Source organism: Streptomyces sp. NPDC031479 (genome assembly GCF_055581065.1).
The window spans coordinates 249,669-271,816 of the sequence record NZ_JBVIKC010000001.1; the positions used below are offsets into that span (position 1 = coordinate 249,669).

The 22,148-nt window shown below is 73.8% G+C and carries 22 protein-coding genes; 14 read left to right on the plus strand and 8 right to left on the minus strand.

Annotated features, from left to right (window positions below):
• Positions 1 to 5: 5 nt before the first annotated feature.
• From ACZ5D2_RS01225 to ACZ5D2_RS01240, 4 genes are all read left to right on the plus strand, one after another.
• Positions 6 to 986, plus strand: coding sequence for an alpha-ketoacid dehydrogenase subunit beta (locus tag ACZ5D2_RS01225; protein ID WP_266840227.1), 981 nt, complete (start codon positions 6 to 8; stop codon positions 984 to 986).
• Between the two features lie 13 nt (positions 987 to 999).
• Positions 1,000 to 2,472 (plus strand): dihydrolipoamide acetyltransferase family protein, encoded by a 1,473-nt coding sequence (locus ACZ5D2_RS01230; protein WP_468926330.1) that lies wholly within the window; start codon positions 1,000 to 1,002, stop codon positions 2,470 to 2,472.
• Positions 2,473 to 2,602: 130 nt separating this feature from the next.
• Positions 2,603 to 3,541, plus strand: a complete 939-nt coding sequence (locus ACZ5D2_RS01235) for a GNAT family N-acetyltransferase (protein ID WP_371677696.1) — start codon at positions 2,603 to 2,605, stop codon at positions 3,539 to 3,541.
• A 35-nt stretch (positions 3,542 to 3,576) separates the two neighbouring features.
• Positions 3,577 to 4,341: a hypothetical protein gene (locus ACZ5D2_RS01240; protein ID WP_468926333.1), complete on the plus strand. Its 765-nt coding sequence runs from the start codon at positions 3,577 to 3,579 to the stop codon at positions 4,339 to 4,341.
• On the opposite strand, the gene ACZ5D2_RS01245 is transcribed toward ACZ5D2_RS01240, so the two are convergent.
• Positions 4,315 to 5,049: a TetR/AcrR family transcriptional regulator gene (locus ACZ5D2_RS01245; protein WP_468926336.1), complete on the minus strand. Its 735-nt coding sequence runs from the start codon at positions 5,047 to 5,049 to the stop codon at positions 4,315 to 4,317. The two genes, ACZ5D2_RS01240 and ACZ5D2_RS01245, sit on opposite strands and share 27 nt — an antisense overlap.
• Positions 5,050 to 5,282: 233 nt before the next feature.
• Here ACZ5D2_RS01245 and ACZ5D2_RS01250 point away from each other — a divergent pair, with 233 nt between their 5' ends.
• Positions 5,283 to 6,704, plus strand: coding sequence for a DHA2 family efflux MFS transporter permease subunit (locus ACZ5D2_RS01250; protein WP_468926338.1), 1,422 nt, complete (start codon positions 5,283 to 5,285; stop codon positions 6,702 to 6,704).
• Here ACZ5D2_RS01250 and ACZ5D2_RS01255 read toward each other — a convergent pair.
• From ACZ5D2_RS01255 to ACZ5D2_RS01265, 3 genes are all read right to left on the minus strand, one after another.
• The gene (locus ACZ5D2_RS01255) at positions 6,701 to 7,114 is read right to left on the minus strand and encodes a PPOX class F420-dependent oxidoreductase (protein WP_371677700.1); all 414 of its coding nucleotides are present in this window, start codon (positions 7,112 to 7,114) and stop codon (positions 6,701 to 6,703) included. The two genes, ACZ5D2_RS01250 and ACZ5D2_RS01255, sit on opposite strands and share 4 nt — an antisense overlap.
• A 74-nt stretch (positions 7,115 to 7,188) precedes the next feature.
• Positions 7,189 to 8,397: a DUF1266 domain-containing protein gene (locus tag ACZ5D2_RS01260; RefSeq protein ID WP_371677701.1), complete on the minus strand. Its 1,209-nt coding sequence runs from the start codon at positions 8,395 to 8,397 to the stop codon at positions 7,189 to 7,191.
• Positions 8,398 to 8,473: 76 nt separating this feature from the next.
• Positions 8,474 to 9,859: a DUF998 domain-containing protein gene (locus ACZ5D2_RS01265; protein ID WP_468926342.1), complete on the minus strand. Its 1,386-nt coding sequence runs from the start codon at positions 9,857 to 9,859 to the stop codon at positions 8,474 to 8,476.
• 152 nt (positions 9,860 to 10,011) lie between these two features.
• Here ACZ5D2_RS01265 and ACZ5D2_RS01270 point away from each other — a divergent pair, with 152 nt between their 5' ends.
• The 6 genes from ACZ5D2_RS01270 to ACZ5D2_RS01295 all read left to right on the plus strand — a co-directional run bounded on the left by ACZ5D2_RS01270 (position 10,012) and on the right by ACZ5D2_RS01295 (position 16,146).
• Entirely contained in the window at positions 10,012 to 10,209 is a 198-nt protein-coding gene (locus ACZ5D2_RS01270) for a hypothetical protein (protein WP_468926345.1), read from the plus strand.
• A 185-nt stretch (positions 10,210 to 10,394) separates the two neighbouring features.
• The gene (locus ACZ5D2_RS01275; RefSeq protein WP_371677704.1) at positions 10,395 to 11,615 is read left to right on the plus strand and encodes an FAD-dependent monooxygenase; all 1,221 of its coding nucleotides are present in this window, start codon (positions 10,395 to 10,397) and stop codon (positions 11,613 to 11,615) included.
• A gap of 172 nt (positions 11,616 to 11,787) precedes the next feature.
• Positions 11,788 to 13,761: a C1 family peptidase gene (locus ACZ5D2_RS01280; protein ID WP_468926349.1), complete on the plus strand. Its 1,974-nt coding sequence runs from the start codon at positions 11,788 to 11,790 to the stop codon at positions 13,759 to 13,761.
• Positions 13,762 to 13,773: 12 nt separating this feature from the next.
• Complete coding sequence (locus tag ACZ5D2_RS01285) at positions 13,774 to 14,091, plus strand: protease inhibitor I42 family protein (protein WP_468926352.1); 318 nt, start codon at positions 13,774 to 13,776, stop codon at positions 14,089 to 14,091.
• A gap of 79 nt (positions 14,092 to 14,170) precedes the next feature.
• Positions 14,171 to 14,830, plus strand: coding sequence for a GntR family transcriptional regulator (locus ACZ5D2_RS01290; protein WP_468926355.1), 660 nt, complete (start codon positions 14,171 to 14,173; stop codon positions 14,828 to 14,830).
• A gap of 5 nt (positions 14,831 to 14,835) precedes the next feature.
• Positions 14,836 to 16,146 (plus strand): MFS transporter, encoded by a 1,311-nt coding sequence (locus tag ACZ5D2_RS01295; protein WP_468926694.1) that lies wholly within the window; start codon positions 14,836 to 14,838, stop codon positions 16,144 to 16,146.
• A gap of 88 nt (positions 16,147 to 16,234) precedes the next feature.
• Here ACZ5D2_RS01295 and ACZ5D2_RS01300 read toward each other — a convergent pair whose 3' ends face one another.
• Positions 16,235 to 17,059, minus strand: coding sequence for a maleylpyruvate isomerase family mycothiol-dependent enzyme (locus tag ACZ5D2_RS01300; protein ID WP_468926358.1), 825 nt, complete (start codon positions 17,057 to 17,059; stop codon positions 16,235 to 16,237).
• 138 nt (positions 17,060 to 17,197) lie between these two features.
• Between ACZ5D2_RS01300 and ACZ5D2_RS01305 the strand changes: the two genes are divergently transcribed.
• Both ACZ5D2_RS01305 and ACZ5D2_RS01310 read left to right on the plus strand, forming a co-directional pair.
• A complete protein-coding gene (locus ACZ5D2_RS01305; protein ID WP_468926361.1) occupies positions 17,198 to 18,010 on the plus strand; it encodes a carbon-nitrogen family hydrolase in 813 nt (270 codons plus the stop codon).
• Positions 18,011 to 18,038: 28 nt separating this feature from the next.
• Positions 18,039 to 18,362, plus strand: a complete 324-nt coding sequence (locus ACZ5D2_RS01310) for a hypothetical protein (protein ID WP_468926363.1) — start codon at positions 18,039 to 18,041, stop codon at positions 18,360 to 18,362.
• 13 nt (positions 18,363 to 18,375) lie between these two features.
• Here the strand turns inward: ACZ5D2_RS01310 and ACZ5D2_RS01315 are convergent, their stop codons facing one another.
• Together ACZ5D2_RS01315 and ACZ5D2_RS01320 are read right to left on the minus strand one after the other, a co-directional pair.
• The gene (locus tag ACZ5D2_RS01315) at positions 18,376 to 19,626 is read right to left on the minus strand and encodes a cytochrome P450 (protein ID WP_468926366.1); all 1,251 of its coding nucleotides are present in this window, start codon (positions 19,624 to 19,626) and stop codon (positions 18,376 to 18,378) included.
• Between the two features lie 60 nt (positions 19,627 to 19,686).
• On the minus strand, positions 19,687 to 20,193 hold the full coding sequence (locus tag ACZ5D2_RS01320; RefSeq protein WP_356220705.1) for an LURP-one-related/scramblase family protein: 507 nt from the start codon (positions 20,191 to 20,193) through the stop codon (positions 19,687 to 19,689).
• Positions 20,194 to 20,225: 32 nt separating this feature from the next.
• On the opposite strand from ACZ5D2_RS01320, the gene ACZ5D2_RS01325 reads away from it, so the two are divergent.
• Entirely contained in the window at positions 20,226 to 21,032 is an 807-nt protein-coding gene (locus ACZ5D2_RS01325) for an ATP-grasp domain-containing protein (RefSeq protein ID WP_468926370.1), read from the plus strand.
• Here ACZ5D2_RS01325 and ACZ5D2_RS01330 read toward each other — a convergent pair.
• Positions 20,986 to 22,146, minus strand: a complete 1,161-nt coding sequence (locus ACZ5D2_RS01330) for an acyltransferase family protein (RefSeq protein ID WP_468926372.1) — start codon at positions 22,144 to 22,146, stop codon at positions 20,986 to 20,988. The genes ACZ5D2_RS01325 and ACZ5D2_RS01330 overlap by 47 nt on opposite strands.
• Between the last annotated feature and the right edge of the window lie 2 nt (positions 22,147 to 22,148).

Genomic DNA, 22,148 nt, shown 5'->3' on the forward strand with positions numbered 1-22,148 from the left:
CCACCATGGCCATCGAGAAGATGTCGATCGCGAAGGCGCTCAACGAGTCGCTGCGCAAAGCCATGGAGACGGACCCCAAGGTCCTGATCATGGGCGAGGACGTCGGCAAGCTGGGCGGTGTCTTCCGCATCACCGACGGACTCCAGAAGGACTTCGGCGAGGAGCGGGTCATCGACACCCCGCTCGCCGAGTCGGGCATCGTCGGCACCGCCATCGGCCTGGCCCTGCGCGGGTACCGGCCGGTCGTGGAGATCCAGTTCGACGGTTTCGTCTTCCCCGCGTACGACCAGATCGTCACGCAGCTCGCGAAGATGCACGCCCGTTCCCTCGGCACGATCAAGCTGCCGGTCGTCATCCGCATCCCGTACGCCGGCGGCATCGGCGCGGTCGAGCACCACAGCGAGTCCCCGGAGACGCTCTTCGCGCACGTCCCGGGCCTGAAGGTGGTCTCGCCGTCCAACGCCAGCGACGCCTACTGGATGCTCCAGCAGGCGATCCTCAGCGACGACCCGGTGATCTTCTTCGAGCCGAAGCGCCGCTACTGGGACAAGGGCGAGGTCGACGTCGACGCCATTCCCGGCGAGCTGCACAAGGCGCGCGTCACCCGCTCCGGCACCGACCTGACCCTGGCGGCCTACGGCCCCATGGTGAAGGTCTGCATGGAGGCGGCGGCCGCGGCGGCCGAGGAGGGCAAGTCGGTGGAGGTCGTCGACCTGCGCTCGATGTCCCCCGTCGACTTCGACGGGCTGCAGGCCTCGGTCGAGCGCACCCGCCGGCTCGTGGTCGTCCACGAGGCGCCGGTGTTCCTGGGCGTGGGCGCGGAGATCGCCGCCCGCATCACGGAGCGGTGCTTCTACCACCTGGAGGCTCCGGTGCTGCGCGTGGGCGGGTTCCACGCCCCGTACCCGCCGGCCCGCCTGGAGGACGAGTACCTGCCGGGCCTGGACAGGGTGCTCGACGCCGTCGACCGCTCGCTGGCGTACTGAGGAGAGCCCTGCCATGACGATCCGCGAATTCAAGATGCCCGACGTGGGCGAGGGCCTGACCGAGGCCGAGATCCTCAAGTGGTACGTCCAGCCGGGTGACACCGTCACCGACGGGCAGGTCGTCTGCGAGGTCGAGACCGCGAAGGCGGCCGTGGAGCTGCCGATCCCCTTCGACGGGGTGGTGCACGCGCTGCTCTTCGAGGAGGGCGTGACGGTCGACGTCGGCCAGGTCATCATCTCCGTCGAGACGGCCGGTGGTGCGGGCGACGCGGGCGGGACCGCCGAGGCGGCCCCGGTCGAGGCGGCCCCGGTCGCCGCCGTCGCAGCCGAGGAGGAGGCGGCCCCCGAGGGGCGCCAGCCGGTCCTGGTCGGCTACGGGGTCTCCACGGCCTCCACCAAGCGCCGCCCGCGCAAGGCGGCCGCGGGTGCGCCCGCGGCCAACGGCACCGGCGCCCCGGCGCCCGCCGTGGCCGCGCGGAACGGCAGCGCGGCCCCGGTCGCCCCGGCGGCCCCGGCCGCTCCGGCCGTCGCCGTCCCGGCGCAGCCCGACGGGGAGCGCCCGCTGGCCAAGCCGCCGGTGCGCAAGCTCGCCAAGGACCTCGGCATCGACCTGGCCGCGGTGGTCCCCACCGGTGACGGCGGCGTCGTGACCCGCGAGGACGTGCACGCCGCCGCTGCCGCCGCGATCGCCCCGGCGCCCGCGGCCGTCGCTGCGGCTCCGGTCGCCGCCGCGGCTCCGGCCGCCGAAGCGCCCGTACCCGTACCGCAGGCCGTGGAGGCCTCGGCGCGGGAGACCCGGATCCCGGTCAAGGGCGTCCGCAAGGTCACGGCCCAGGCGATGGTCAACTCCGCGTTCACCGCTCCGCACGTCACCGAGTTCATCACGCTCGACGTGACCCGGACGATGAAGCTGGTCCAGGAACTCAAGGACGACCCGGACCTCCAGGGCCTGCGGATCAACCCGCTGCTCCTGATCGCGAAGGCCGTGCTCGTCGCGATCCGCCGCAACCCGGACGTCAACGCGTCCTGGGACGAGGCGGCCCAGGAGATCGTGCTCAAGCACTACGTCAACCTGGGCATCGCGGCGGCCACCCCGCGCGGGCTGATCGTCCCGAACATCAAGGACGCGCACGCCAAGACCCTCGGCGAGCTGTCGACGGCCCTGTCCGGGCTGGTCGCCACGGCCCGCGACGGCAAGACCTCACCGGCCGACATGCAGAACGGCACCATCACCATCACCAACGTCGGCGTCTTCGGCGTCGACACCGGTACGCCCATCCTGAACCCGGGCGAGTCCGCGATCCTCGCGGTCGGCGCGATCAAGCTCCAGCCGTGGGTCCACAAGGGCAAGGTGAAGGCCCGCCAGGTCACCACCCTGGCGCTGTCGTTCGACCACCGTCTGATCGACGGCGAGCTCGGATCCCGCTTCCTGGCCGACATCGCGGCCGTCCTGGAGCACCCGCGCCGGCTGATCACCTGGTCGTAACGGCTTTCGCGGCACGCCTTCCGAGGGGCCGGTACGGCGCACGCACGTGCGCGGTACCGGCCCCTCGCGTTCCGCTTCCACGCAGCCGAAATGCCTGGTCAGCGGCTTCGAGGCGTGTGATCATCGCCGGGTGATCTTTCGCGCCGCCACCACGGACCCCACCGCCCTCGACCGCGCCGTCGCCTACCGGGCCGACGGCCCCGTCGCCGCCCTGACCGCCGAGCGGATCCGCGAGGAGCTCGCCGCGGACCGGATCCGTCCCGAGTGGATCTGGTCCGCCGAGGACGAGGACGGGGAACTGCTCGCCCGCGCCCTGTGGTGGGGGCGCGCCGACAGCGAGCGGCCCGTCGTGCTCGACTGCCTCCAGGTCCGCGAGGGCGTGGCCGACCCGGCCGGCCTCGCCGCGGGCCTCCTGGAAGCCGGCCACGCCGCCTTCGGCAAGGCCCCGGGCTACAACATCTCGCTGCCCCGCGACTGGCGGTCCGACCCGGCGCTGGCCCCGGCGGTCGCCTGGCGGCGGGAAGCCGCGCGGCGGGCCGGCCTGCGGCAGGAGGTCGAGCGCCTGCGCTACGAGTGGACCCCGGCCGCAGGGACCGCCGCACCCACCGGACGCCTGGTCTTCCGCGAGGGCACCGACGAGGAGTTCCTCGACGTCTTCGCCCGGCTGTCCCGGGGCAGCCTCGACGTGAACACCCGGCAGGAACTGGCCGTGATGACGGAGGAGGAGTTCGCCAAGGACGACTTCGCCTTCTACCTCGACTGCCCCGGCGAGCGCTCCTGGTGGCGCCTGGCCCACCTGCCCGACGGCACCCTCGCCGGCATGGCCATCCCCTCCGCGACCCCCTACCACCGCAACGTCGGCTACCTCGGCGTCGTCCCGGAGCAGCGCGGCAAGGGCCTCATCGACGAGGTCCTCGGCGAGATCACCCGCTTCCACGCCGCCGACGGCGCGGGGCGGATCACCGCGACCACCGACACCGTCAACGTCCCGATGGCCGCCGCCTTCGACCGGGCCGGCTACGAGGTCACCGAGATCCGTCTCGTCCTGGAGGAGCCGGCGATGGTGTGACGCGGTAACCTCCCGCACCGGGAAGGGGGGCCGGGGTGCCCATCACCGAGTTGCAGGTGTACTCCGTCGAGGAGGCCGACGTCACGGGCGGCGTGTGCCTCGTACGGTGCCTCGGCGGCGTCGCCCGGTCCGGGCAGGTCTACGCCGCCGGGCCGTCGCGGCTCGGGCTGCGCCGCGTGGAGCGCCACGGCCGCCCGGTCGACGCCCTCGACGCCGGGCACACGGCACGGGTCCGCCTGGCGGGGGCCGGGGTGGCGCTGCTCGGCCGGGGCCAGGTGCTGACCTCCGTACCGCCCGACGGGCACGCCCTGGCGGAACTGGAGGCCTGGCTGGCCACCGGGCCCCCGCTGGGGGACGAGCCCCTTCCGCGGACCCTGCGCGCCCTCGCGGTGGGCGGGATGCGGGACGACACGCTGCCGGACGCGGTGCGGCTGCGCTGGGGCCGGCTGGCGGTGGCGGCGGTGTACCGCTGCGCGCGGGCCGAGGGCGCCCCGGACCTGCTGCGGGGGATCGACCTGGCCTTCGTACGGAGCTACCTGATCCGGGAGTTCGGGCCCGGACCGGGCGGGGACCCGGCCGTGCTGTGCCGGGAGGCGCTCGCGCTGATCGACCTCACCCCGGCGGAGGCGGCCGCACGGGCCCGGGACTGGCGCGCGCTGCCCCGGGAGCGGATCGTGCACCTGAGGCTGATCAGGAACCTCCTGCGGTGGACGGGCGCCGCCCGCCCCCACCTGGCGCCCGGGGACCCGCTGGCCGCGTCGGTGGACGCCTGGTCACAGGTCGGCGGACAGCTGCCCTGAAGCACCCGTGGCGGGCCCCCGGCGGGCCCGGTAGGCACGGAGGAAGGCCGCGACGCCGCCCCGGACGAGGCGGTCGGTCCGGGCCTCGGACAGGGGCAGGACCCCGTAGTGCGAGAGCTGTGCGACGGAGCCGGAGGTCAGCGCCGTGAGGTGGGCGCCCGCCAGCTCCGCGTCGCCGTGCACGTCGATCAGCCCCGCCTCCGCGAGGCCCGCCAGGGCGGCCGCGAGGGCGTCCCCGACCGGTCCGGGGCCCGCGGACTTCCAGGCCGCCAGCACCTCGGGCGGTACGTGGTCGGCCTCGGCGTGGATGTGGCGCACGAGCGCGAAGTGGTCGGGGTGCTTCACCATCACGTCGATCAGTGCCCGGACCAGGGCGGCCAGGTCCCGTTCCAGGTTGTCCGGGTGGGGCGGGCGCCCGGGGTCCAGCAGGGTGCGCACGGTGGCCACGTGGGCGTCCCGCACCTCGCCCGAGCTCCAGGTCACGACGGCCCGGAAGAGCTCCGACTTGCCTCCGGGGAAGTGGTTGTAGAGCGTCCGCGTCGAGACGCCGGCCGCGGCGGCGAGGGCGTCGACGGAGGCGCGCGCGTACCCCTCGCGGCCGAACACCGTGCAGGCGGCGCGCGCGATCGCGATCCGCCTGGCCAGCTTCCGGGGCGGGAGCGCGTCCGCCGTCCCCTCCGGGCCGCCGCCCGGGGCTTCCTCCTCCATCGCTCCTCCATCGCCGCTCGCGCCGTTCTCCACGAACGGTCGTTGTGCTTTTTACAACGTGCGTTGTAGCTTACTGGCAGCCCAGAGGTGCAAACCAACCGCCCGGTTCTCCAGAGGGGGACAGTCAGTCATGTCTGCTGCCGAAACCGCCACCGGGACGCCCCCGCGCGCCGCCGTCGTCCACGGCCCCGCCCGCGCGGTCCGCCCGTACGCGGTCTGAAGGCCACCGCACGATGCCGACCGCACCCACCGCCGAGGACTCGCCGGCGGCGTTAGGGGCCGCGCCCGGGCAGCTCGGGCGCATCCTCACCGTCGTGATCACCGGCGCCGTCATGTCCGTCCTCGACATGACCATCGTCAACGTGGCCCTCGACAGGCTCTCCCAGTCCTTCGGAGCCCCGCTGGAGACCGTTCAGTGGACCGCCACCGCCTACACCCTGGCCCTGGCCGCCGTCATCCCGACATCGGCCTGGGCGACGGGCCGGATCGGCGCGAAGCGCACCTACCTCACGGCCCTGTCCCTGTTCACCCTCGGCTCCCTGCTCGCCGCGTGCGCGTGGAGCGCCGGCAGCCTGATCGCCTTCCGCGCCGTCCAGGGCCTGGGCGGCGGACTGCTGATGCCGGTCGGCATGACGATGGTGATGCGGGCCGCCGACCGCGACCGGCTCGGGCGGGCGATGGCCCTCCTGGGGCTGCCCGTGCTCGTCGGCCCCGTGGCCGGACCGATGCTGGGCGGCTGGCTGATCGACGCCGCCTCCTGGCAGTGGATCTTCCTCGTCAACCTGCCCGTCGGAGCGGTCGCCCTCATTCTCGCGGCGAGGCTGCTGCGCCCGGACTCCCCCCTGGGCGCGGCGGCTCCGCCGCGGCTCGACGTCCCCGGACTGCTGAGCCTCTCCCCCGGTCTCGCACTGCTCCTGTACGGGCTGTCCCGGGGCGGCGGGAGCGGCGGTTTCGGCTCCCCCGGGGTGCTGCTGCCCCTGCTGGGCGGCGCCGTTCTCGTCGCGGCCTTCGCACGGCGCGCGCTGCGCGTGCCGGAGCCGCTGCTGGACCTGCGGCTGCTGCGCGACCGCACCTTCGCCTCCGCCATCTGCACGCTCGCCCCGTTCACCTGCGGCTACTTCGGCTCCATGCTGCTGGCCCCGGTGTACTGGCAGCAGGCGCGCGGGCTGAGCGCGAGCGCGGCGGGGCTGCTGGTGGCGCCCGTCGGCCTCGCGGTCGGGGTGACCATGCAGATCGCTTCCCGGCGCGTCGACGAGGTCGCCCCGCGGCGGCTGATCCCCGTGGGGGTGGCGGTCGCGGCCCTCGGCATGCTCCTCGCCGGCCTGCGGACCGGTGCGTCGGGGGTGCCGGGCGGGCAGGTCGTGGGCTCGCTGATGCTGATGGGCGTCGGCGCCGGGATGGTGCTCATGCCGACGATGACCACCGCCGGCCGGGACCTGCCCGCCGCGCGCATGGCGGCGGCGAGCACGGCCCTCAGCATCAACTCCCAGCTGTGCGCCTCGGTCGGGACGGCCCTCACGTCCGTGGTCCTGGGCGCGGCGGGCACCAACCCGGCCGGCTTCCGCACCGCGTACGCGGTGGCGGCGGGACTGATCGCGCTGTCCCTGTGGCCGGCGCTGCGCCTGCCGGGGCGGCGGCGGGACCAGGCCGCCTAGGCCTTCGCGGCGTTGCCGAGGACCTTGGACGGGGTGAGGCGCAGGACCACCCGTACGGCGCCGTCCCCCGTGTCCCCGTACTCCTTGCCGGCGCCCGGGCCGAGGTACTCCTCGGCGATGCGGACGGCGACCGCGCGGCCGGTGTCCTCGGTGACGGTCACGGTGCCGCGGATCTCAGCGTAGAGGTACGGGTTGGCCAGGTCGAAGACGGTCAGGCCGACCCGTCCGTCGCGGACCGCGTTGCGCTCCTTGCGCCGGCCCCGCTCGGTGGAGATCAGGACGTCGTCGCCGTCCCGGGTCACCCAGACCACCGAACTCTGCGGACTGCCGTCGGGGTCGATGGTGGAGAGCACCGCCGGGTGCGGGGAGTCGAGGAGCTGTCGAACGGTGTCGTTCAGCGCAATCGTCATGCGCGGGAGCCTAGTCGGCGCCGGAGCGGCCGGGGCCCGCCCTGGCGTGCGGCGCCGGGACTACCCGAAGTCGCTCAGTGCCAGGGGATGTTGAGCCAGGGACTGGCCGGGTCGGTGGTCAGCGTCAGGTGGGTGGCGAGCGAGGAGGTGTACCAGTCCCCGAACTCCTCCTCGTCGAAGTGCAGGCACCGGCCGAGGGAGTACCCGGCGGAGAAGTCCGCCCAGGAGCGGTAGGCCCCGCGGGCCGCCTCGCCGGCGCGGAGCACGCCCCGCTCGGCGTCCTCCAGGGTGCCGTAGCGGGTGGCGACGCCCCAGCGGGCCATCTGGGAGGCCCGCCCGTGGTCCCAGCCCTCCACGGAGCGCACCCAGCCGTCCGGCGGGAGCAGCCCGTCGGCCCGGAAGCGCTGCTCGTAGCGGGCGATCCGGCCGATGAGCCGGCGCACCCCGGCGATCTCGCCCTCGACCTCGGCGGCGGGGCGCGGCTCGACGACGGTGACCCCTTCGGGGGTGAGCTGCGGCTCGGCGGAGCGTTCGGCGCCCCGGCGCAGGCTGGTCTCGGCGGCGTGCCGCCAGTGCTCCACGTCGACGGGCCCGGCGAAGTCGGAGGCGAGGACGCGGCGCACGCGCAGCGCGTACTCCCAGACGGGGCTGACGGCGTCGGCGTTCTGCAGCTGCCGCAGGGCCTCCAGCCAGCCCGCGCCGTCGGTGACGCCCCACCACTTGCGCATCCGCTCGCGCTCGCGGGTGTAGCCGTTGCCGTGCTGGGCGAGGGCGTTCCAGAACTCCCCGTTGGCGACGGCGAGGTGCGCGCCGACGGCCAGCCCGTGCGCGACCGGGCCGTGCAGCGGCCCGCCGGTGTGCAGGGCGTGCACGGCGCCTTCGGCCAGGCCCCACGAGGAGGCGGCGTCCCAGTGCGCGCGCCAGCGGGCGCGGTCCTCGGGGCGGGTGGTGAGGTAGGCCTCGGCGGGGCAGCCGGGGTTCACGGCGAGGTAGGCGGGATCCCGGTCGTCCCAGGCATTCGCGAACCAGGCGAGGCTCTGGCGCAGGTACACGGTGTGCTCGTCGGGAGCGGGCAGCATGCCCCGGGTGTAGACGGCCAGGCTCGCCCCGCCGGGGGCGGGGTGGAAACGGGCCTGCCGCGGATCGGCATCGACGGCGGCGCGGTGCTGGGGGAGGAACAGCTCGGCGCGGGCGAGGGCGTCCAGGAAGGCCGGCCAGTCCCCGCGGGACTTCGCCTCGTACAGCTCTCTCTCGATCGCGCTCGGCGCCGTCCAGCCATCCATACCGCCCGACCCTATAGGGGAGCCCCCGGGGCTTCCCAGGGCGGTCGCGCCGGCGCTCGCCGTCCGGGGACGCCTTCTATTTCGCGGAGTGTTCGGCCTCGGCCTTGTCCAGGAGTTGCACGTACGGGGTCTGGGCCATCGAGCCGCGGACGCGTTCGAGGCCGTACCGGTCGATGACCGCCTTGTTCGCGTCGGGGTGGCGGGGGTCGAAGGCCTTCCGTACGCCCGGCGGGGCCACGTTCACGTAGATGTACGGCCAGGAGCCCCGGTACATCCACCACAGCGTCACGCGCTGACGGCCCCGGGTCACATTGAGGATCTCATTGCTGTTGGAGATCTCGGCCTGATAGCGGAAGTAGTCCCCGGGCGGGCCTTCCGGGTCTTTGTCCTTTCCTTCTTTCGCGAGTCCGCCGGCGTATTTCTTGGAGTTCTCGTAATCGGCGGTGATGGTCATCCTGTCGGCCCTGATCACGTACATCTCGGTCTGCGCGCGGATCGTCTCGAAATCGGATTTCCGGGGGTTGGTGATCTTCACCACCTCGTCGCCCGAGAATTCCTCGCCCGGGTTCAGGGCCCGGCCCGGCGGTGCGATGAACTCGCCGGGTTGGATGAGGCTGTAGTCCGGGTTGCCGACGGGTTTGCCGTGGATCCAGTAGATGCTGCCGAGGACGTAGACGGCGACGCGGCCGGCGTTCTTCACCGAGAGGTGGACCGGGAGGTACATGACCGTCCCGTCCTTGTTCAGGCTCGGTGGCCGGAACTCGGCCGCGGTCTCGACCAGCGGCGACGCCGTGTACGGCACGTAGAACTGCGAGTACGTCAGGTTGGTGACGGCCAGGACGGTGGAGACGACCGCCCCGATCGCGATGCGCTTGGGGTGCTGGAGTCCCGCCCACGCCTGGGAGCGGGCGAGCGTGTACAGAGACCAGGAGGCCCAGACGATGAGGACGATCCAGAGCCAGAGGTAGCGGGTGTACACCCGGCCGCCTATCTGCACCAGGAGGAGCGACATGTTCGCGATGAGGGAGATCGCGGCGGCGAAGAACACGACCGCTCCCGAATATCCCACCCGCCGCTTGGTCCAGTAGTCGAAAGCGGCGGCGATGCCGATCACCTCTATCGCGGCGGCGACCAGGAAGGTGGCTCCGGCGATGCGCCCGGCATAGGTCAGGGCGCTGAAGAAGTCCGCCATGCCTATTTTGGCGAGCACGATCGCGGTCGTCAGGAGGCAGAGTGCCATCGCCGCGCCGTTCAGCGCGCGCAGCCACGATCTGTTCGGCCAGACCGTGCTGTCGCCGCCGCGCCACTGGATGTCCGGGTCGAAGGGCAGACGGGCACGGCAAAGCAGTTTCCGCAGTTCTCTGGGAGACCGCGCCTTGCCCGCGGTCTTGCCGTCGACGGTGACCTTCCGCAAGCCCAGGCCGTCCGGCGGCCCCACGACGACCGTGGGGTTGTTCTCCATGGCACCAGTGTGGGGCCGGACTTGGGTGAACGCTCGCGGAGTGGGCACTCCGAAGGAGCCTGCCGTGTAATGGAAAGGGGTGCGTGTCACAGGACCGCTCCCGGAGGAGACTCGCCATGCCCATGCCCATGTCCATGCCCATGCCTGTGCGTATGCAAAAGCTCGGGTTCCCCGTCGCCGCTGCCGCCGCCGTGGCCGTGCTCGGCCTCATGGGCCCCGCCGCCCAGGCCGCCGTGCCCGCCGTCGACGCTCAGACGTGCGTGTCCGCCGGCGGCAGCGTGGAGTACGACTCCGCCACCGGTCAGTGGGTCTGCATCGGCGGCACGTACAACAAGGAGCCCGTCGCCTGAACGCGGTCGTCCCCTTCGGGCCGGTCAATCCCTCTGTGCCGCACGGGAGTCGGGCTGTGCGCCGCGGCGGGGTCGGGCGGGGCACCGATCGGTGGCCCTCGTCCCTGACACGGCCGTTCCGGCTCCGCGCGGCGGGTCCGCTCAGTAGGGTGACGGGCCCGGAAGGCCTACGGCGGGAGACGGACATGCGGGGCGGAACGGTAGCGGTCGTCGGCGGGAGCATCGCGGGGTGCGCGTTCGCCGCCGCGGCGGTGCGGGCGGGGGCGGACGAGGTCGTCGTACTGGAGCGCACGCGCGGCCGGCTCGCGGACCGGGGCCTGGGGCTCTGCGTCCACGACGACCGGGCCGCCGAACTGGCCGCGGCCGGGGCGCTGCCCGCGGGGATCCCCGCGCACCGGCTGGAGCGGCGCCGGTGGGTGGTGCGGGAGCCCGGCGCGCAGGGCGGCCGGCTGATCTGGGAGCAGCCCTTCCCCTTCCACTCGTACCACTGGGGGCTGCTGTGGCGCGGGCTGCGCGCGGCCACTCCCGACCGGGTGCGCTACCGGCAGGGCGTGACGGTGGCGGGCGTGGCCGCGGACGCGGGCGGCGCCGCCGAGGTGCGGACCGCCGACGGCTCCGCCGAGCGCTACGACCTGGCCGTCGGGGCGGACGGCTACCGCTCCGTGGTCCGCGAGGCGGTCTGCCCGGGGTCCCGGCCGCACTACGCCGGGTACGTGTGCTGGCGCGGCAACTTCGACGCGGCCCGGCTGCCGGAGCCCGACGGCGGGGGCACCGACCCGCACCCCGAGGCCGTCACCACCGTCTGCTTCGCGGGCGGGAGCTGCGTGATCTACCGGATCCCCGGTCCGGACGGACCCCGGGTGAACTGGGTGCTCTACGCCCCGCCGCCGCAGGACGGCGCCCTGCGCTACGACGACCCGACCAGCTTCCCGCCGGGCGCGCTGACCCCGGAGCTGTCGGGACACCTGCGGGAGCTCCTGGAGCGGGAGTTCCCGCCGTACTGGGGCCGGGCGCTCGCGCTGACCGACCCGGCGGACACCTTCGTGCAGCCGATCTACGACCTGGAGACCGCGCGCACCACCGCCGGGCGGCTCCTGCTCGCCGGTGACGCGGCCACCGTGGTGCGCCCCCACAACACCAGCGGCGCCGCCAAGGCGCTCCAGGACGCGACCGCGTTCGCCGCCGCGTGGCGCCGGGCGGACTCCTGGGAGGAGCTGCTGGGCGCCTACCAGGCCGCCCGGGGCCCGGCCGGCCGCGACCTCGTCGCCCTCGCCCGCCGGCTGGGCCGGGCACAGGTGGAGCGGACGCCGCCGTGGGCGGAGATGAGCCGCGACGAGGTGGCGGCGTGGTGGCAGGCACAGCTGGCGGGGGCCGCGGGGATCGGGGGCCAGGCGCTGACCCCGTAGCCGCACCCGTCGCCGGGCCTCCCCGCACCGGTACGGCCCCCCGCACCCGTACGCCCCCGCACCCGTACGACCCCCGTGCCTCCGCGCGACCGCGCGGACCCCCTTGACGCGGTCCGGCGACGGGGAGACGCTCCCCGGGCTCACGAACGGGGCGGTTGCAGCTGGGGGCGGTATGCCGGGGGAGTCTGTCCAGACGGCCGGGGAGCTGCGGGCGCAGCTCGTGGCGCGGGGGGCGCGGTGGTCGGTGAGCGAGCACCTGGCCGACGGGGATCCGGTGCCGCGCCCGGCGCTCGGTCTGGAACCGGGGGTGAACCTGACCCCGGCCGCGGAGGCCGGGACCGTGGACCTGAGGGAGCTGATCGGCCACCCCAGCGGCAATCCGCACCTGACCCGGCGCCGGGCCGCGCACGGCCTGCTCCCGGACGGCGGCGCGGACGGCGGCGCGGGCACCGCCGCCGGAACGGACGCGGACACGGCGGCGGACACGGCGGCGGGCGCGACGGCGGGCGTGACGGCCGGCGTGACGGCCGGCCGGCCCGTCGCCGTGGACTGGCGGTCCCGCTGGGGCTGGCCCTGGCTGACGAAGGTGAAGGACCAGAACCCCTGCGGGTCCTGCTGGGCCTTCGGCGCGGCGGGTCTCGTCGAGTCGATGGCCCGGATCGAGCACGACGTGTGGGCGGAGCGGTCCGAGGGGGACGTCCACGACGGGCTCAAGTCCACCTGCGGGCAGGGCGGCAACCCGGAGACCGCCCTCGACTGGATCCGCGCCAACGGCGGCCTCGCCGACCCGGACTGCTGGCCCTACAGCCCCCCGCCCCCCGGACTGCCCGCCGAGCGGCGCGACGCCTGGCGGGCCGAGTACACGCCCAGCTGGGACCGCTCGGGCCGGACCGTGCGGATCACCGACTACGTCCGTCTGGGGGACGTGGAGCAGCAGAAGGCGTGGCTGGACACGGTCGGCCCGCTCACCGCCTGCTTCGACGTCTACGACGACTTCTTCGGGCTCGGCTCCGGCGTCTACCACCGCACCAGCGACCGGCTCGCGGGCGGCCACTGCGTGCTGGTCGTCGGCTACGACGACGCGGCCGGCTGCTGGCTGTTCAAGAACTCCTGGGGGACCGGCTACCACGTCGGCGGGTACGGCCGGATCGCCTACGGCGAGGTCAACATCGACTACTGGGCCAAGTGCGGACTGCGCGGCACCAACATCGACCCCTGGAGCAAGCGCCGCCTGCACGCGGGCAGCGTCTACGAGAGCGGCAACGGCCGGGCCCACCGCAACTTCGAGATGGCCGCGGCGGCGGGCGGCGGCCGGCTCCAGCACTGGTGGCGCGAGGGCGACGCCCCCTTCGCCTGGTCCCGGGGGGCGGCCTTCGCGGGCGACGCCGGCGGCCAGCCCGCCTTCACCGGCTCCACCTACAACCGGAACATGGAGTCCCTGCACGTCACCACGGGCGGCCGGCTGCGCCACTGGTACTACGAGCAGTCCGTCGGCGTCTGGCGCGACGGCGGCGCCTTCGGCCCCGGGGACGCGGCGCTCGGCTCGACGCCCGGGTTCATCCAGAGCGACTACGGCGCGCCGGGCAACTTCGAGGTGGTCGTGCGCACCGCCGACGGCCGCCTGAACCACTGGTGGCGGATCAACGGCGCCCCCTGGACCTGGAACGACGGCGGCCGCTTCGCCTCCGGGATCGCCCACTACGGCCCCGCCCTGGTACAGACCCGCAGCCGCCACCTGGACCTGGTGGCGGCCCGTACGGACGGCACGATGCAACTGTGGTGGCGCGACGACCCCAACGGCTTCGTCTGGCGCCCCGGCGAGGTCTTCGGCGGCGGGATCACCTCGGCGCCCTGCATGGTCGAGGCCCAGTACGGGGCCGCGGACGAGGACACCGCCGGGAACTACGAACTGTGCGCGGCCCGCGCGGACGGCCGCGTCGAGCACTGGTGGCGCGGGAACGCCTCGGGCGCCGCCTGGGCCCGCGGTGGCGTCTTCGGGCACGACGTGCTCACCGTCACCGGGATGCTCCAGGGCAGTTTCGGGTTCAACCTGGAAGTCGTCGTCCTGCGCACCGACCGCCTGCTCCAGCACTACTGGCGCGACGGTGCCGGCTGGCACGAGGGGCCGGTCATCGGCCCGGCATGAGAGGGGCTGCGGGTGGAGGTGCGCCGGATCGGGCTGGGGCCGGGCGAGACGTACACCCTGCGGCTGCCGGGCCGGGGGGCGCGGGGCTACGTGTGGACCTGGCAGGTGACGGGGGACGAGGACGCCGTCACGGTCGCGGTGGCGGACGCCGGGCCCGGCGCGGAGCGCGGTCCCCTGCCCGGGGAGGCCGTCGAGCGGGCGTACACGCTCCGGGGCCGCCGGCCCGGGGCGCGGGCCCGTATCCGGTTCGCACAGATCAGGCCGCCGTACCCGCAGGAGGCCCCGTACGACGAACTCCTGCTGGAGGTCGAGGTCCACGCTGAGCGCTGAGCGCTGAGCGGTGGGCGGTGGGCGGTCCGGATGATGGACGTACGGCCGCACGCATCCATGATGTATCTATCCTGTGCGCATGCCTGGCTCCCCGGTTTCGCCCGCCTCCCCGCCCGCCGCCGACCGCGTCTACCGCCACGTCAAACAAGGCGTACTGGACCGCCGCTACGAGGGCGGGGTGCTGCTCACGGAGGGGGAGCTCGCCGAGGCCGTCGGCGTCTCCCGCACGCCCGTCCGCGAGGCGCTGCTGCGGCTGGAGACCGAGGGCCTGCTGAAGCTGTACCCGAAGAAGGGCGCCCTGGTGCTGCCGGTCTCCGCACAGGAGATCGCCGACGTCATCGAAACCCGGCTGCTGGTCGAGGAGTTCACCGTCCGCAGGGCCGTGCCCGCACCCCCCGCCCTGCTGGAGCGGCTCGCGGAACTGGTCGAGGAACAGCGCCGGCACGCCGCCGCGGGGGACCTGCCCGCGCTGATGGCCGCCGACCGGGGCTTCCACGCCGAGATCGTCCGCCACGCCGGCAACCAGATCCTGTCCCGGCTCTACGACCAGCTCCGCGACCGCCAGCTGCGGATGGGCGTGGCCCTGCTGCACGCGCACCCCGACCGGGTGGAGCTGACCCTCACCGAGCACACCGAGATCCTGGACGCCCTGCGCGCCGGCGACGCCGACACCGCCGCGGCCGCCGTACGCGGGCACGTCGGACGGGTCGAGGCGCTGGTGCGGGGGGCGGGACGGTGAGCGGGCTGCCCCAGGACCCGCCGGGTGGGCGCAAGGCCGTGGCCGTCTGGTCGATCGGCGTCTCCGTCTACTTCGTCGCCGTCATCTTCCGCACCAGCCTCGGCGTCGCCGGACTCGACGCCGCCGACCGCTTCCACGTCAACGCCTCCGCGCTGGCCGCCTTCTCCCTCCTCCAACTGCTGGTCTACGCCGGCATGCAGATACCCGTCGGCCTGATGGTGGACCGGCTCGGCACCAAGAAGGTCCTCACCCTCGGCGCCGTCCTCTTCACCGCCGGGCAGGTCGGCTTCGCGCTGTCCCCGTCCTACGGGATGGCCCTGGCCGCGCGCGCCCTGCTCGGCTGTGGCGACGCCATGACCTTCATCTCCGTCCTGCGCCTGGGCACCCGCTGGTTCCCCGCCCGGCGCGGGCCGCTGATGGCGCAACTGGCCGGGCTGGTGGGGATGGCGGGCAACCTCGTCTCCACCCTCGTGCTGGCACCCGTCCTGCACGGCCTCGGCTGGGTGCCCGCCTTCGCGGGCAGCGCGGTCGCCGGGCTCGTGGTGCTGGTGCCGCTGGTGCTCTTCCTGCGGGACCACCCCGAGGGGCACGGGCCGGCGGCCGCCCCGGCCCGGGGCACGGGCGGCTCCGGCGGCTTCGTGCGCCGCCAGATCGCCGACTCCTGGCGGGAGCCCGGCACGAAGCTCGGTTTGTGGGTGCACTTCACCACCCAGTTCCCGGCGATGGTGTTCCTGCTGCTGTGGGGGATGCCGTTCCTCGTCGAGGCACAGGGGCTTTCCCGGACCACCGCGGGCGGGCTGCTCACCCTGGTGGTCGCCTCCAACATGGGGTTCGGACTGCTCTACGGCCAGATCGTCGGCCGCCGCCAGTCCTCCCGGATCCCGCTGGCCCTGGCCACCGTGGGGACCACCGCCACGCTGTGGGGTGCCGTCCTCGTCCAGCCGGGGGACCGGGCCCCGATGTGGCTGCTCGTCGCCCTGTGCGTGGTGCTCGGCACCTGCGGACCCGCCTCGATGATCGGCTTCGACTTCGCCCGGCCCGCCAACCCGCCCGAGCGCCAGGGCACCGCGTCCGGGATCACCAACATGGGCGGCTTCCTCGCCTCGATGACCACCCTGCTGGCGGTCGGCGTCCTGCTCGACGCCACCGGCGACGACTACCGGATCGCCTTCTCCTCGGTGTTCGTCCTCCAGGCCCTCGGCGTGTCCCGGATCCTGAGCCTGCGCGGCCGGGCCCTGGCCCGCGAACGGGAACGCCGGGCCCCCGCCCCGGTGGCCTCCCACGGAGATCCGGCTCAGGCTCCGGCCACGGCCTGAAGGCCGCCGGGAGACGCGGCGGAGTGCGCCGCGGAGCGCGCTGCGGATTTCGCCGCGCATGTCGCCGCGGATTTCCCTGTGGATTCCGCTACGGAGTCACCGCGAAGGCCGCCAGGATCGCGTCGCCCAGCTCCGCGTCGCCGTCCACCTTCACCCGGTCGGCGACCGCGCGCGGCCGCACCCGGCCCGCGGCGAGCCGTACGTAGGTCTCCCAGTCCATGGCCAGCGTCACGGCCGGGCCCAGCGAGGGCGTCTCCTCCACGGTGGCCCGGCCCGTCGCGTCCACCCGTACGGTCCGCATGAACTCCAGCGCCCCGTGCACGTCCAGCACCACGGCCGAGTTGGGGGGCGCGCCCGCCCCCTTCGCGACCACCTTCGCCAGCCCGGCGAGGAGGATGTCCCGCGCCACGTACGCACCCGGCGAGTCCCAGTTGCCGGGCACGCCCAGCGCGGCCCGCAGGTCCTGCTCGTGGATCCACACGTCGAACGCCCGCAGCCGCAGCGCGAACTCCAGCGTCACCTGGTCGCCGAGCGGACCCCGCACCATCGTGGCCGGATCCCGCTTCTCGTTGCGCAGCTGGCGCTGACGCCGGATGACCGTGTACTCCAGCTCCGAGGTCATCTCCGGCGCGGTGTGGTGGCGCCGGACGTCAACCTGGACCTCCATGTACCGGGTGAACTCGTCCACCACGTGCCGCAGGTCGCGCGGCAGGGTGTGGATCGGCCGGGGGTCCCCGAGCTGCTCGCACTCGATGCCGATGACGTGGGACACGACGTCGCGGACGGACCAGCCGGGGCAGGGGGTCGCCCGGTTCCAGTCGGACTCGGCCAGCGGGCGCACCAGCTCGGATATCGCCTCGATGGAATGCGTCCACGCGTCGGCATAGGGCTCAAGGCTGGGATGGACGGTCAACGGGACCCCTCGCGTGCAGTTTCAGTGGCGCGTTGTGGACTATGCCCAAAACTACGCTGCCGATGAGCACCCCGGCAGTGCTTTCGTGTGACGATCGTAGGCCCGAGTTGACGGCCAATAGGCCAGGACGGTGGTAATGTGCGCGCCTCGCTGATCCAAATCGCGGTGAACGAGGGGGAGTCGGTGGCTTCCCGGCGGTCGAGGGCCGCCGAACTGGTCCGGGAGCAGAGCGGCTCCGATCTCGTGGTGCTGCCCGAACTGTGGACGGTCGGGGCCTTCGCCTACGAGCAGTTCGAGACCGAGGCGGAGCCGCTGGACGGCCCGACGTACGAGGCGATGTCCAAGGCGGCACGGGACGCCGGGGTCTGGCTGCACGCGGGCTCGGTCGTCGAGCGCGCGGGCGACGGCTCGCTCTACAACACCGCGCTCGTGCTGTCCCCGGCGGGCGAACTCGCCGCGACCTACCGCAAGATCCACCGCTTCGGCTTCGACCAGGGCGAGGCGGTGCTGATGTCGCCCGGGGACTCGCTGACCACGGTGACCCTGCCGGAACAGACCCTGGGCCTGGCCACCTGCTACGACCTGCGCTTCCCCGAGCTGTTCCGGGGCCTGGTCGACGCGGGCGCCACGACCATGGTGGTCTCGGCGGGCTGGCCGGCCCGGCGCCGCGCCCACTGGACGCTGCTGAACCGCGCACGGGCCGTCGAGGACCAGTCGTACGTACTCGCCTGCGCGCTGGCCGGCACCCACGCGGGCGTCGAGCAGTCGGGGCACAGCCTGGTGGTGGACCCGTGGGGCGAGGTCCTGGCCGAGGCGGGACCGGGCGAGGACGTGCTCACCGTCGACCTCGACCCGGAGAAGGTGGCCGCGACCCGGGAGCAGTTCCCGGCGCTGAAGGACCGGGTGCTGGGCCTGCACGCCCCCCGCGGGGCTTCCGACCGCAGCTCATGATCCGCCGCGGACGGGGCAGGAGAACGGTATGACCCACCCCGACGAATCCGCCGGCGAATCCGACGTCGAAACCGCCGTCGAGGCCGTGGCCGAGCCGCACGAGCCCGGCCCCGGCGAGCGGGCGGCGCGCGACCGGATCCGTGCCGAGGCCACGGGCATGGCCCACGCCGAGGCGCGGGACGCGCTGGAGGCCGCCCGCGCGGCCGGGGCGGACCCGGCCGTGGTGGCGGAGTGGCAGCGCATCGAGGAGCACCTCGTGGCCCACGGAGGCCCCTACTCCCCGGCCTCCGACCCCTACGTCCAGGGCCAGCTCGCCGCCCGCTCCCACCACGACGGGCCCGGGACGGCCTAGCGCTCCGACCGCACTAGCCCACCCGCACCGGAAGGGCCGCCGGGCCGCGCAGGGCCAGGCCCTGGAGCCACTCCAGCTCCGGGGCCGGCACCGCCAGGCGCAGGCCCGGCAGCCGCGTCACCAGCTGCTCCAGACACACCCCCGCCTCCATCCGGGCCAGCGCCGCGCCCAGGCACACGTGCAGCCCGTGCCCGAAGGTGAGGTGGCGCCGGGTCGCGGCCACCGGCCGGCCGATGTCGAAGCGGTCGGGGTGCTCGTAGGCCCGCTCGTCCCGGTTCGCGGAGCCGGTCAGCCCGAAGACCAGGCTGCCCGCCGGGATCAGCCGGCCCCGCACCGCCACGTCGGCGGTGGTGGTCCGGCCCATCCACCCCGACAGGCTGTTCCACCGCAGCGACTCCTCGAAGGCCGGCCCCACCCACCGCGCCGGGTCCGCGCGCAGCGCCGCCAGCTGGTCGGGGTGCTCCAGCAGCGCGAGGACCGCGTTGGCGATGGCACAGGCCGTGGTCTCGTGCCCGGCGATCACGATCAGCGCGCAGCAGGCCACGAGTTCTTCGTCGGTCAGCGACTGCCCGTCGACCTCGGCGGCGACCAGGTGCCCCAGCAGGTCGGCGACCGGCCGGCCCCGCCGCCGCGCGATCAGCTCCCCGCACAACTGCTCCAGGGAGTGGACGGCGGCGACCGCCCGCGCGTACCGCTGCCGCGGCTCCCCGCTCATCATCGGCACGGCCACCAGGTCCGCCGACCACCGCCGGAAGTCCTCCAGGTCCTGCGGCCGGATGCCCAGGACGTGCCCGATGACCCGCAGCGGCAGCGCCATCGCCACCTCCGCGATCAGATCGAACTCCCCCTTGGCGGCGGCCGCGTCCAGCAGCCCGGCGCAGGTGCGGGCGGTGAAGTCGCGCAGCCCCGCGATGCCGCGCGCCGAGAACGTGCGGGTCATCAGCGCCCGCAGCCGGGTGTGTTCCGGCGCGTCGGCGAAGATCATCCAGTCCCCCAGGAACCGGCCCAGCAGCGCCGCCTCCGCGCGTAATTCCCCCGGGGCCTCGGCGAGCAGCGGGCCGACCCGGTCGGCGGAGGTGCGCCGGTCGCGCAGCAGGAAGTCGACGTCCTCGTAGCGGCTCAGCAGCCAGGCGTTCAGCGGGGCGTGGAAGTGGACGGGGTCCGCTTCCCGCATCCGCGCGTAGACGGGATACGGGTCGCGGAAGAAGTCGGGGGTCAGCAGCTCGTACGCGCGGTCGTCGCCGCGCTCCGGCAGGGTCGCCATGGTCGCCTCCTGGTGACGAGTGGTCCCCCGTGGCCGGAGCGTCCCCCCGGAACGGCCGCCTCACCCTTCGGGGTCCGGGCCCTCCCGCTCCTTTTCGGCCATCCGGATCACGCACACGGCGACCGCGATGAGCAGCGCCGGATCCGCGTCCTCCCGGACCACGTCCACGGCGTAGGTCTCCCGGATCCGGTACCACTGGCGGGAGACCAGGGCGAGCAGCTCGCCGTCGTACTCGACCTTGAACTCGCGGTCCAGGATCCGCCCGCTGACGTCGAGTTCCGTGCCGTCGGTCAGGGTCACCAGGAAGTGGTTGCGCAGCAGGGAGAGCCGCTTGCGGCGGATCACCGCGAGCCGCAGCTCGTCCCGTTCCAGGGTCATCGCGTCGCGCAGCGAGAACAGCTTCGCCCGCAGGGTGATCAGGATCCGGCCGTCGCGGTCCTTCAGCTCCAGGGTGTCGCGGAAGCGCAGCGCCTTCCCGTCGACGAGGAAGGCGTGCCGGCCGTCCTCGTCCTCGATCCAGTAGTCGTCCCCGATGGCCAGCAGTTTGTCCCGTACGAGGTATTTCATGCGCTGATCGTTGCCCGCGATAGGTTGCCGCCATGCCTCTTCTCTACGTGACCGACCTGGCGTACCCGGCCCGCGGCCGCCGCTACGGCGACGAGGACATATTCCTCACCGCCCGCCTGCGCGAGCACTTCCCGCTGGCCCTGTGCCACCCGCTGGACGCCGCGGCCCTGATGCCCGGCTTCGACGCCGTGATCGTCCGCAACAGCGGCCCCGTCCTGCACTACCAGGAGGCCTACGACGCCTTCCGCGCCACCGCGCTCGCCACCGGAACCCGCGTCTACAACCCGCTCACCGGCCGCGGCGACATGGCCGGGAAGCAGTACCTCCTCGACCTGACCGCCGCCGGGTACCCGGTGATCCCCACCATCGACGACCCGGCCGACCTGCACCTGCTGCCGCGCGTCCCCTCGTACGCCGTCAAGCCCAAGCAGGGCGCCGACTCCATCGGCCTCACCTTCACCGCCGAGCCGTCCGGACCGGCGGGGGAGATCCTGATCCAGCCGCGCGTCGACTTCGCCTACGAGGTGTCGTTCTACTTCGTCGACGACGCCTTCCAGTACGCCCTGTACGCCCCGGACCCCGAGCGCCGCTGGGAGCTCACGGTCTACGAGCCCACCCCCGCCGACCTGGAGTTCGCCCGCCGCTTCATCGACTGGAACACCCTCGCGCACGGCATCCAGCGCGTGGACGCCTGCCGCGCCCCCTCCGGCGAACTGCTCCTCGTCGAGCTGGAGGACCTCAACCCCTACCTGTCGCTGGAGCTGCTCCCGGAACCGGTCCGGGAGGCCTTCGTCACGGCGCTGGCCGGCTCGCTGCGCTCGTTCCTCGCCACCGCCTGAGCAGGAGCCGCCGTCCGGGGACCTCCACCCAGGTGTGCAGGGCCCAGGCGAGGGCCAGGGACACCGAGAAGGCGATGGCGAGCACCAGCAGGCCGCCGTCCCACAGGGGCAGCTTCGGGTGGCCGCCGAAGAGGTGCTCGCCGGTCCGGATCACCAGGATGTGGACCATGTAGAAGGCGAAGGAGACCTCGCCCAGCTTCACGCTGATCCGGCCCCGCCAGGGCGAGGGCTCGCCCTTCAGGTCGGCCTGCGCGGCGGCGGCGATCAGGCAGGTGAAGCCGACGACGGTGCAGGCGACGGAGCGGAAGGCGTAGTCGGCCTGGTAGTTCAGGAAGTAGCCGCCCATGGCCAGGGCGAGGGAGGCCGCCAGCCCCGGGCCGCGCCAGCGGCCGGAGCGCACGAGTTCGGCCACGGCGATGCCGAGGACGAACTCGGGGAGCCGCACGAGCGGGAAGAAGTCCCGGGCCCAGACCGTGCCGTCGGGCACGCCGCCCAGGTCCCAGACGGTCGGGATCGCGATCACGGTGGCGAGCGCGAGCCCGGCGACCACCCGGGCGGAGCGCGGGCCGAGGCGGCGCAGCGGCCACAGCAGCAGCGGGAAGCAGAGGTAGAAGAACGCCTCGCAGGCGAGGGACCAGCTGACCGGGTTCAGGCCCTGGAAGTAGGGGATCTCCAGCACCCAGGACTGCACGAGCGCCAGGTTCGCGGCGAGCGGCCGCAGCCCCTGCTTCGTGTCCGGCGCGAAGACCACGGCCATGACCAGCGCGAACGCGAGGGTGACCAGGTGCAGCGGGTAGACGCGGGCGAACCGGCGCCGGTAGAACGTCAGGATCCGCCGGCCGGTGGGGGCCGTGGCGGAGGACCAGGCGAGGACGAAGCCGGAGAGGACGAAGAAGAACGACACCCCGCTGTTGCCGGCGCCGAAGGCGAAGGTGATCGCGTCCTGGGCGCGTCCGCCGAAGTACTCCACGATGTGCACGTGGTAGAGGAACACCATCAGCGCGGCGGTCCACCGCAGCCCGGTGAGCGAGGGGAGGGACACGGGCGTGGCCCGCTCCCTTTCGGCCACTTGCCCGTCGGGGCCGGTTCCGGATATCAGCTCTGTCGTCGCCACGG